The 9,812-nt window shown below is 70.3% G+C and carries 8 protein-coding genes; 3 read left to right on the top strand and 5 right to left on the bottom strand.

Going from position 1 to position 9,812, the window contains the following annotated elements; genetic code table 11:
- A partial coding sequence (locus HV826_RS34930; RefSeq protein WP_176421352.1) for a serine/threonine-protein kinase occupies positions 1 to 1,183 on the bottom strand: 1,183 nt, incomplete at its 3' end.
- Positions 1,184 to 1,452: 269 nt separating this feature from the next.
- On the opposite strand from HV826_RS34930, the gene HV826_RS34925 reads away from it, so the two are divergent.
- Positions 1,453 to 2,322, top strand: a complete 870-nt coding sequence (locus HV826_RS34925; RefSeq protein ID WP_176421351.1) for a cobalamin-binding protein — start codon at positions 1,453 to 1,455, stop codon at positions 2,320 to 2,322.
- Here the strand turns inward: HV826_RS34925 and HV826_RS34920 are convergent.
- Positions 2,319 to 3,581: an endonuclease gene (locus HV826_RS34920; RefSeq protein WP_176421350.1), complete on the bottom strand. Its 1,263-nt coding sequence runs from the start codon at positions 3,579 to 3,581 to the stop codon at positions 2,319 to 2,321. The genes HV826_RS34925 and HV826_RS34920 overlap by 4 nt on opposite strands.
- 136 nt (positions 3,582 to 3,717) lie before the next feature.
- Between HV826_RS34920 and HV826_RS34915 the strand changes: the two genes are divergently transcribed.
- A complete protein-coding gene (locus tag HV826_RS34915) occupies positions 3,718 to 5,502 on the top strand; it encodes a BamA/TamA family outer membrane protein (protein WP_176421349.1) in 1,785 nt (594 codons plus the stop codon).
- Positions 5,503 to 5,515: 13 nt separating this feature from the next.
- Here HV826_RS34915 and HV826_RS34910 read toward each other — a convergent pair whose 3' ends face one another.
- Positions 5,516 to 6,292, bottom strand: a complete 777-nt coding sequence (locus tag HV826_RS34910; RefSeq protein WP_176421348.1) for a UPF0489 family protein — start codon at positions 6,290 to 6,292, stop codon at positions 5,516 to 5,518.
- Positions 6,293 to 6,414: 122 nt separating this feature from the next.
- Here HV826_RS34910 and HV826_RS34905 point away from each other — a divergent pair, with 122 nt between their 5' ends.
- Positions 6,415 to 8,619 carry a DPP IV N-terminal domain-containing protein gene (locus HV826_RS34905; RefSeq protein ID WP_176421347.1) on the top strand — a complete coding sequence of 735 codons (2,205 nt, stop codon included), beginning with the start codon at positions 6,415 to 6,417 and terminating at the stop codon, positions 8,617 to 8,619.
- Positions 8,620 to 8,724: 105 nt separating this feature from the next.
- Here HV826_RS34905 and HV826_RS34900 read toward each other — a convergent pair whose 3' ends face one another.
- Positions 8,725 to 8,931 (bottom strand): cold-shock protein, encoded by a 207-nt coding sequence (locus HV826_RS34900; RefSeq protein WP_176421346.1) that lies wholly within the window; start codon positions 8,929 to 8,931, stop codon positions 8,725 to 8,727.
- 157 nt (positions 8,932 to 9,088) lie between these two features.
- A partial coding sequence (gene sucB, locus HV826_RS34895) for a dihydrolipoyllysine-residue succinyltransferase (RefSeq protein WP_176421345.1) occupies positions 9,089 to 9,812 on the bottom strand: 724 nt, incomplete at its 5' end.

The raw sequence follows: 9,812 nt of genomic DNA, 5'->3' as shown, positions 1-9,812 counted from the left end.
CGGGTTCGGCGGGCGGGGTGGGGCGCAGCGCCACCACCAGGGCCGCGCCAAGGCCCACCAGCAGCGCGCCGCCGCCGAGCAGCATCCCCAGCGGCTTGCGGCCGCCCTTGCCCGGCGCCTCCTCCACGGAGATGTCCAGCGCCACGGTGGCGGGACCGGAGCCCGCCGCGCCGTGGGGACCGCTGATGGGGCCGCTGCCACTGGCGCCGCCGACGCCGCTGACGCCGGCGAAGCGCGCGCCACTGAAGGCGCCGCTGACGCCCACCGTGGACAGGGTGCGGCGCATGGCCTCCATCACCTCGTCCATGGACTGGTAGCGCTCCGGTGGCGTCTTGGCCAGGCACTTCATCACCAGGGCCTCCACCTCTCCGGGGATGCCATGGTTGGGGTAGAGCGAGCCGAAGGCGGGCGGCAATTCGTTGATGTGCTTGACGATGACGTCGATGCTCTGCGCGGCCAGGAAGGGCGGCCGCCCCATCAGCATCTGATAGAGCACCACGCCCAGGCTGTACACGTCACTGCGCGGGTCGGCGATGTTGCGCGCCTGCTCAGGCGCCATGTACTGCGGCGAGCCCAGGATGATGCCCGCCTGGGTAATGGACGTGTCCTGCGGCACGGGCGCCGCGTCGCCGATGAAGGACTTCACCAGGCCGAAGTCGAGCACCTTCACCACGTCGTGGTCCGTCTCCTGGTTGAGGACCATGACGTTGGCGGGCTTGAGGTCGCGGTGGATGAGGCCGACCTTGTGCGCCTCGCGCAGCGAGCGGGCGATCTGCTGGGTGATGTTGAGCGCGCGCGGCCACGGCAGCGGGCCCATCTGCGTGAGGAGCTGGCCCAGCGTCAGCCCCTCCAGGTATTCCATGGCGATGTAGTAGATGCCGTCGTCCGTCTTGCCGTAGTCGATGACGGTGACGGTGTTCGGGTGGCGCAGCTTCGAGGTGACGCTGGCCTCCAGGAAGAAGCGCTTCTGGAAGCCCGGGTCCTTGCCCTCGCCGTACTGGGGGTTGAGCACCTTGAGCGCCACCAGCCGGTCCAGCGGTGACTGCACGGCCTTGTAGACGCGGCCCATGCCTCCGACACCGAGCGTCTCCAGGATGCGGAAGCGCTCGTTCAGGACCCGGCCCAGCATGGGGTCCGCGACGTCGGGTGGGGCGCCATTCGTCGGGGCGTTGCTCTCCATCATGACTGCCCCCACCGACCGGTGAGGCACGTGACACGCCGGTCGAACATGAGGGCAGATGCTAGCACTGCAATCCTCCACCTCCCAAGCGACCTGCCGGGTTGGCGCAGTGCGCCACCGGCCGAGAATCCGGCTCGGGCGCGACAACGTTTCACAGGTGACACACGTGAGACGTTGCGTGACGGGGAGTCCGGTGAAAGCCCGGCCCCCGCGCGCTGCCGGATGCTACGGACACGTAGCGCGGCGGTGGCCGCGTTAGGGTGCGGCCCCGTATGAATGCCCGCCTGTCCGAGCTGCTCTCCGGTGCGCCGCCCTACCCCCGCCGCGTCGTGTGCCTCACCGAGGAGACGACGGAGGTGCTCTACCGCCTGGGCGCGGAGGACCTGGTGGTGGGCGTGTCCGGCTTCACCGTGCGCCCGCCCCAGGCGCGCAAGAAGCCGCGGGTCAGCTCGTTCCTGGACGCGAACTTCGAGCGCATCCTGGAGCTGAAGCCAGACCTGGTGCTGGGCTTCTCCGACTTGCAGGCGGACATCGGCCGCGAGCTGGCGAAGCGGGGCGTGCCCGTCTACCTGTTCAACCAGCGCTCGCTCGCCGAAATCCTCCAGTCGGTGCGGCTGACGGGCGCGCTGGTGGGACGGCCCGAGGCCGCGGAGGCGCTGGCCACCGAGCTCACCGCGAACCTGGCGCGGCACGCGGACGCGGCGGAGTCGCTGCCACGCCGGCCGCGCATCTTCTTCGAGGAGTGGCACGAGCCGCTCATCTCCGGCATCCGCTGGTGTTCGGAGCTGGTGGAGCTGGTGGGCGGCGTGGACGTGTGCCGGGAGTCGCGCGCGTCGCAGGGGGCGCAGGGCCGCATCTTCGCGCCGGAGGAGGTGGCGCGGCGCGACCCGGAGGGCGTCATCGCCAGCTGGTGCGGGCGCAAGGCGAAGCGGGAGAAAATCGTCGCCCGCCCCGGGTGGGCCGGGGTCCGGGCGGTGGTGGAGGACCAGCTCTACGAGGTGAAGAGCTCGCTCATCCTCCAGCCGGGGCCGGCCGCCCTGTCGGACGGCGTGGACCGGCTGGCGAGAATCGTCGCGGCGGTGGCGCGGGGCGAGAAGCTGCCGCCCCTGCGCGACGGGGAGCTGCGCTCCGCGGGGGCCTAGAAGTCCTTCACTCGGTCGGCCAACGCCGAGTCCTCGACGAAGGCGTTGGAGTTGCCCTGGATGGTGGCGATGCGGCGGTTGCGCTCGACCTCGGCGGAGTCCACCGTGTCGAGCTTGTTCCACGCCTTTAGCACCGCCTCCTCGTCGTTGGAGATGGACTTGTTGTAGGTGGCGGAGAAGTAGAACATCGCCCGCGCCACGTTGCCCTTGTGGGAGTCGGGCGGCTCGAACACCATGTTGCCCCGGGCGTCGGTGCCGAACTTCGCGCCGTTCTGGCTCCACCGCTCGTTCACCACCACCCCGAACGGGAAGCTGCCGCGCCGGGAGTTGGCCTTGCTGTCGGTGGGGTAGAGGTGGTGCAGGTCGCTCTTGGCCGAACCCGTGGCGCCCTTCGACTGCGGCCAGGTGTGCTCGGTGTTCATCACCGAGTTGTTGGGAATCTTGCCGCCTTTGACTTCGGCGCCCGTGTAGACGCAGACGACGTTGCCGCTCTCGTTCACGTCCAGGCTGGAGAACATCAGCCGGCGGGCCTCGTTGTAGCTGACGGTCCGCTTGCCGGAGGAGTAGTCCTGGAGCGCGTCCAGCAGCGCGCCGTCGCGCAGGCCCTCGAAGAGGCCACCTTCGGGCTCCTCCGGCTCCTCGGGCCCCGTCACCGGCGTCTCGGGGGTGATGTCCAGGCCCCACGACTTCAGCGTGCCGGTGTCGCCGCGCGCCGCGTCCTGCACCTCCAGCGTCCAGGTGCCCTTCGTGGGCTCGCCCTTGAACGCGGACAAATCAAAGGCGCCCGTCAGGTCATCCGCCGAACCGCCCTTGCGGTCCGACACCACCGCGCTCTTGCCGGACGGCGAGGTCAGCGTCACCTTCAGGTCGCCCCGGTAGGTGTGCTCGATGTCCAGGCTGAGCTTGAGCGACTCCACCGTGGCGTCCTCGGGGACGTCGAGGGTGCTCTCGATGGTGGTGTGGTCCTTGATGTCGGCGTTGGGCGTCGTGCTGTGGACCAGCGACGCCGCCCTTGTGCCGACCGCGGCCTTCAGGTGGGAGGCCGCCGCCTGCGTCGCGGTGGGCGTTTGGGGAACGAAGACCGCGCCGAGCTTCGTCAGCATCGAGGGCGTTGCGCCCTCGAGTCCCGGCCGCGCGGGCTGGAACGAGCTGGTGGCCGCGGTGGAGGTCGTCCGGGGAGCGGACGCCGTCTCACGGGCGGTTTCGGTGGTCGGGCGAGCGAGGAGGGGCGAGCGGCGGGGGCCGACGACGCTGGTCATGCCGTCATTATCCACCCGGTGGGCTTCGCGGTTGCTTCCTCCATGTATATTTTTGACGCGACCGTGAAAACGGGAAATCCCGCGATGTAACAGAGCGCGGCATTGTCCAGGGGGCAATGGCGCGGCTCATGACAGGATGCCTTGCGTGCCGCTTTCGCTGCCTGCGCTGCTCGTTGCCATGTCTCTCGCGGCCGCGCCTTCCACGTCGGAAGCGTCGCCTGACGCGCCGGCGAAGGGGCCCGCGTCGGCCATCGAGAACTACGAGGACGCGCTGATTGATGAGGCCCTGGCCCGGCACGGGCGGGTGCTGGAGCCGGCGCCGGAGGGCAAGCTTCTGGAAGAGGTGTTGGTGGCCACCGAGGACGTGGTGGCCGAAATCGACCCCTTCCCCGACTTCCTCAACATCTTCCATGCCCGGACGCGGGACGACGTCGTCCGGCGCGAGGTGCTGCTCCAGGTGGGGGCGCCGTACTCGGACGCGCTCGCCCAGGAGACGGCGCGCAACCTGCGCGGGCTGCGCCTGTTCTCCATGGTCCGCCTGGTGGCGGTGAAGGGCCGCGCGCCGGGCTCGGTGGCGGTGATGGCCGTCACCAAGGACATCTGGTCGCTGCGGCTCAACAGTGACTTCGCGGCGGTGGGCTCGCTGCTCCAGTACCTGAAGCTGCAGGGCACGGAGCAGAACTTCCTGGGGCGCGGCAAGCGCATCGCCGTGGACTTCGTGCTGCGGCAGGACACCCTCAGCCTGGGGCAGAGCTACACGGACCCGCGCGTGCTGGGCAGCCGCTGGTCGCTGAGTGAGTCCATCGCCGTCATCCAGGGGCGTGAGACGGGCAAGACGGAGGGCTCGCGCGGCAGCCTCGCGATGAGCCGGCCGTTGTATTCGCTGTCCACGCCCTGGAGCGCCAGCGCCTCCGTGGCCTGGAACGTGGAGACGAACCGCGTCTACCGGGGCGCGTCCATCTGGCAGTTGCCCTTCCCCGGCGGGCCCGCGGTGCCCTACGTCTACCGGACCGAAGAGGTGGTGGGCGGCGTCTCGTACACGCGCTCGCTGGGCACCCGCTACAAGTGGAACGTGGGCGGCACGGTGGGGGCCTACCATTACGCCTACGGCGCGCCGCTGGCGTCCGGCCTCTCTCCAGCGCAGTCGGAGTGGTTCAACCGCAACTACCTGCCGCGCGCGGAGGACGCGGGCTATATCGGGCTGAGCCTGCGCGCCTTCGACGCGCGCTACGAGGTGCTGCGGGACGTGGACTCGTACGTCCTGGCCGAGGACTTCCAGATGGGGCACTGGCTGGCGGCCACCCTGCGCTACGCGCCGCCCGTGTTCGGCGAGCAGAGCCACTTCGTGGAGGGCGGGCTGGCGCTGCGCTACCGCCTGCGGCTGGGGGACACGCTCACCACCGCCTCCATGTCGGGCGCCATCCGCCGTCCGCTGGGGCCTCAGGGTGCGTGGACCAACCGGCGCTGGGCGGCGGAGCTGATTGAGGTGTCGCCCAAGGTGCTGGGCGGGCGCTTCGTGGCGCGCGGGCTGCTGGACGTGAATATCGACGACTTGTTCGACCGCATCCACCTGCTGGGCGGCGCCAATGGCCTGCGCGGCGCGGGCGCGGATGCGTACTCCGGCCGGCGGCTCCTGCTCTTCAACCTGGAGTACCGGAGCCGCCCCATCGTCGTGAAGACGGTGCACCTGGGCGGCGTGCTCTTCTGGGACTCGGGCAGCGCGTTCAATGACCGGCCCGCCATGGTGCACACGGTGGGCATGGGCCTGCGGCTGCTCTTCCCGCAGTTCAACGTCCTGCCCTTCCGCGTGGACTTCGGCTACGTGCTCAATGACGCCCGGCCGCCGCCAGGCAGCCGCTTCTCCTTCGCGGGCGGACAGATGACGGACGTGCGGCCCAACTTCATGGAGACGCCGCTGTAGCGCGCGGCGCGGCTCATGGGGGCTCGGTGCGCAACAGCTCCCGGAACAGCACCTGGGCCGCGTCCCGGAACAAGTCCCCGGACGCGAGCAGCCCGCCGCAGTGGTGGGGCTCGCGCGCCAGCGTCAGCGCCACCGTCTTCTTCAGCACCGCGTCCCAGAAGGGCTCCGAGTCCTGGGGCAGCAGGAACTCGCGAATCACCTGCCGAGGCCAGGGGAGCACCGTCGTCGGGTCCGCGTCGCTCAGGGAGGTGAAGCAGTCCAGGTCCACGTCCAGCAGCACCCGTCCGGCCGCGTCCAGCACGTCGCGCACGGCGTCGCCGGGGGCAGGGCGGCTGTAGGCCTCCGCGGCCCGGTCCACGGTGGACACGGCCACCAGCCGGTGGGGCCGGCCCCGGCTGTCCACGTAGGTGTCCCCCGTGAAGGCGCCCCGGGGGCGGGCGCGGGCAATCAGCAGCGCGTCTCCCACCAGCCCCGCCTCCATGGCCGCGAGGATGTGGTCGTAGTTGCGCACATCCAGCGCCCAGCGGGCATGCTCGTCCAGCGCGCGCAGCCCGGCCGCCCGGTCCGGCACGGCCGCGGGGGCCCGGGGCACCACGGTGTCCAGGTGCCGGTCCAGCGTCACCAGCAGGGCGGGGCCCTCCGCGTCACCCAGGGCGCAGGTCCAGGCGGGGAGGGCGAGCCGGTGCGGGTCGAACACGTAGGCGTCCTTCGGGCCCCGCCCGCCGCCCAGGCCCAGCCGGATGACTCCGGCCAGGCGCAGGTGCCGCGGGGCGTCGTCTTCCGTTTCCATGGCGTCGGGAATCCTCCAGCAGCCCAGGCGTTTGCTCCGGCCGCGAGGCCGCCGAGTGTAGGCTGCTCCGCGCACCTTTCCACGAAAGGAGCCCCGCCCTCCCCGCGGGGACTCGACGACGCATGCGCCACGTCCTCACCGCCGCGCTCCTGCTAGCGAGCGCTTCGTCCTCCGCCCAGGAACTCAAGCCCCTCACCATGTCCCAGACGCAGCGGAAGCAAGACCCCTTCCTGCGCCAGTTCTCGGAGACGCGCCGCTTCATGAGCGGCCGGCCCGGCGGCGTGCGCATCTCCCCCGACGAGAAGAGCGTCCTCTTCCTGCGCACCCAGCCCACGTCCAACGTGCAGACGCTCTACGCGTTCGACGTGGAGAGCGGGCAGACGCGGGAGCTGCTCACCCCAGAGGCCATCCTCAAGGGCGCCGAGGAGACGCTCACCCCCGAGGAGAAGGCCCGCCGGGAGCGCATGCGCGTCAGCGCCCGGGGCTTCACCAGCTACCAGGTGTCCGAGGACGGCGCCCGGCTGCTGGTGCCCCTGTCCGGCCGCCTCTACGTGGTGGAGCGCGCCAGCGGCAAGGTGACGGAGCTGAAGACGGGCCCCGGCACGTTGGACCCGCGCTTCTCCCCGGACGGCAAGCAGGTGGCCTACGTGCGGGAGCACGACGTGTACCGCATCGACGTGGCCGCCAACCGCGAGCAGCGCGTCACCAAGGGCGGCACCGAGGCGAAGTCGCACGGCGTGGCCGAGTTCGTCGCCCAGGAGGAGATGGGGCGCTTCACCGGCTACTGGTGGAGCCCGGACGCGAAGTCCGTCGCGTACACGGAGGCGGACACGACGGACGTGGAGAAGCTCACCATCGTCGACGTCATGCACCCCGAGCGCGGCGGCGAGGACTTCGCGTACCCGCGCCCCGGCAAGGCCAACGCGAAGGTGCGGCTGGGCATCACCCCCGTCACCGGCGGGCGCACCGTGTGGGCGAAGTGGGACGCGGCGAAGTACCCGTACCTGGCCACCGTGACGTGGCCCAAGGGCGGCCCGCTCACCGTGCTGGTGCAGAACCGGGAGCAGACGGAGCAGCAGCTGCTCGCGGTGGACCCGCGCACGGGCAAGTCGCGTGAGCTGCTGACGGAGAAGGACGACGCCTGGCTCAACCTGGAGCAGGCCTTCCCGCTGTGGCTGGAGGATGGCAGCGGCTTCCTCTGGTACACCGAGCGCAACGGCGGCCCGGAGGTGGAGCTGCGCAAGGCGGACGGCTCGCTGGCGCGCACCGTGGTGAAGCCGGACGCGGGCTTCCGCTCGCTGGCGCGCTACCTCCACCAGGACGGCACGCTCTACTTCAACGGCGGCCCCAACCCCACGCAGAGCCACCTGTGGCGCGTGAAGGCCGGCGGCGCCCCGGAGAAGGTGACGGCGGGGCTCGACATCGAGTCGGGCGCGGTGTCCAAGAGCGGCGGGCTGGCGGTGGTGCATGGGCAGGGCCTCAAGGCCATGCCCAAGGTGCTGGTGGTGCGCGCGGACGGCACGCGCGTGGGCGAGCTGCCCTCGGTGGCGCAGGAGCCGCCCTACACGCCCAGCGTGGAGCAGCGGCAGGTGGGCCCCGAGCGCTTCTGGACGTCCCTGGTGCGCCCGCGCGACTTCAAGCCAGGCAAGAAGCTGCCCGTCATCGTCGAGGTGTACGGCGGCCCCACCACCACCGTGGTCCACAAGAGCATGGCCGCGCACCTGATGTCGCAGTGGGTGGCGGACCAGGGCTTCCTCGTGGTGAAGATTGACGGCCGCGGCACCCCGCTGCGCGGCGCGAAGTGGGAGCGCGAGGTGAAGGGCGACTTCTCCGGCGTCACGCTGGAGGACCAGGTCGCCGCGCTCAAGGCGCTGGCCAAGGAAGTCCCGGAGCTTGATTTGTCCCGCGTGGGCATCTCCGGCTGGAGCTTCGGCGGCTACATGTCCGCGCTGGCCGTGCTCAAGCGCCCGGACGTCTTCAAGGCCGGCGTGGCCGGCGCCCCGGTGGTGGACTGGCTGGACTACGACACCCACTACACCGAGCGCTACCTGGGCGTGCCGCAGCAGCGCCCGGAGGCCTACGAGAAGAGCTCGCTCTTGACGTACGCGAAGCAGGACAAGCCCATGGGCAAGCTGCTGCTCATCCACGGCACCGCGGACGACAACGTCTACTTCTTCCACACGCTGAAGCTGAGTGACGCGCTCTTCCGCGCCGGCAAGCCGCACGACCTGCTGCCGCTGAGCGGCCTGACGCACATGGTGCCCGACCCGCTCGTCACCGAGCGCCAGTGGGAGCGCGTCATGGACCACTTCAAGCGCCACCTGTAGGCCGCGCGGCCCCCCAGGGCTTGGAAAACGAGAGGCCCGGTCCCCAGGTGGTGGGGCCGGGCCTCTTGTCATCGGCCAGTCCGGACGGAGTGGCTGACGGACGCGTTAGCTTGCGGCGCGGACGTTCTGCGCCTGCAGGCCCTTGGGGCCACGGGTGACCTCGAACTCCACCTTCTGACCCTCTTGGAGGGTGCGGAAGCCGTCCATGTTGATGGCGGTGTGGTGGCAGAACACGTCCTCACCACCGCCGTCCTGGGTGAGGAAGCCAAAGCCCTTCGCGTCGTTGAACCACTTCACGGTACCGGTTGCCATTGCACGTCCTTCAGTCTTGCGGGGCGGCGCGAGGAGAGCCGCCCGTTCTTCCCGCCCCCCGACAACCGGGAGACACTCCCAGTTGTAGTGAAACGGCCGGCTGGAAGTCCAGCCGGCCGCCCGGAATGCAAGTCTCGCCCGGCTACCGGGCCTGAAGTCAGACGTCCAGGAGCAGCCGCTCCGGGTCCTCGATGCACTCCTTCACGCGCACCAGGAACTGCACGGCCTCGCGGCCGTCGACCAGCCGGTGGTCGTAGGTGAGCGCGACGAACATGATGGGCCGAATCACGACCTGGCCGTCGCGGGCCACGGGGCGCTCGACGATGTTGTGCATGCCCAGGATGCCCGTCTGCGGCGGGTTGAGGATGGGCGTGGACAGCATGGAGCCGAAGATGCCGCCGTTGGTGATGGTGAAGGTGCCACCCTGGAGGTCGGCCAGGGCCAGCTTGTTGTTGCGCGCCTTGCTGCCCAGCTCGCCCACGGACTTCTCCAGCTCCGCCAGGCCCTGCTTGTCCGCGTTGCGCACCACCGGCACCACCAGGCCGCGGCTGCCGCTGACGGCCACGCCGATGTCGTAGTAGTGCTTGAAGATGACGTCCTCGCCGTCAATCTCCGCGTTGATTTGCGGGAAGGCCTTGAGGGCCTCGACGGAGGCGCGGATGAAGAAGCTCATGAAGCCCAGCTTCACGCCGTGCTTCTGCTGGAACTTCTCGTTGTACTTCTTGCGCAGGGCCATCACCTCGCCCATGTCCACCTCGTTGAAGGTGGTGAGCATGGCGGCGGTGGACTGGGCCTGGATGAGGCGCTCGGCCACGCGCTTGCGCAGCGGCGTCATCCGCACGCGCTCCTCGCGGGCGGCGTTCGGGCGGGGACCGGTGGGC

Origin of the sequence: Myxococcus sp. AM010, from assembly GCF_013372585.1 — a bacterium.
GTDB lineage: Bacteria > Myxococcota > Myxococcia > Myxococcales > Myxococcaceae > Myxococcus > Myxococcus vastator.
This window is presented reverse-complemented; position numbering and strand designations above follow the sequence as displayed.

Coding starts and splice junctions, on each gene's coding strand:
- HV826_RS34925 (WP_176421351.1), top strand. CDS start 1,453: ATGAATGCCCGCCTGTCCGAGCTGCTCTCCGGTGCGCCGCCCTACCCC.
- HV826_RS34920 (WP_176421350.1), bottom strand. CDS start 3,581: ATGACCAGCGTCGTCGGCCCCCGCCGCTCGCCCCTCCTCGCTCGCCCG.
- HV826_RS34915 (WP_176421349.1), top strand. CDS start 3,718: ATGCCTTGCGTGCCGCTTTCGCTGCCTGCGCTGCTCGTTGCCATGTCT.
- HV826_RS34910 (WP_176421348.1), bottom strand. CDS start 6,292: ATGGAAACGGAAGACGACGCCCCGCGGCACCTGCGCCTGGCCGGAGTC.
- HV826_RS34905 (WP_176421347.1), top strand. CDS start 6,415: ATGCGCCACGTCCTCACCGCCGCGCTCCTGCTAGCGAGCGCTTCGTCC.
- HV826_RS34900 (WP_176421346.1), bottom strand. CDS start 8,931: ATGGCAACCGGTACCGTGAAGTGGTTCAACGACGCGAAGGGCTTTGGC.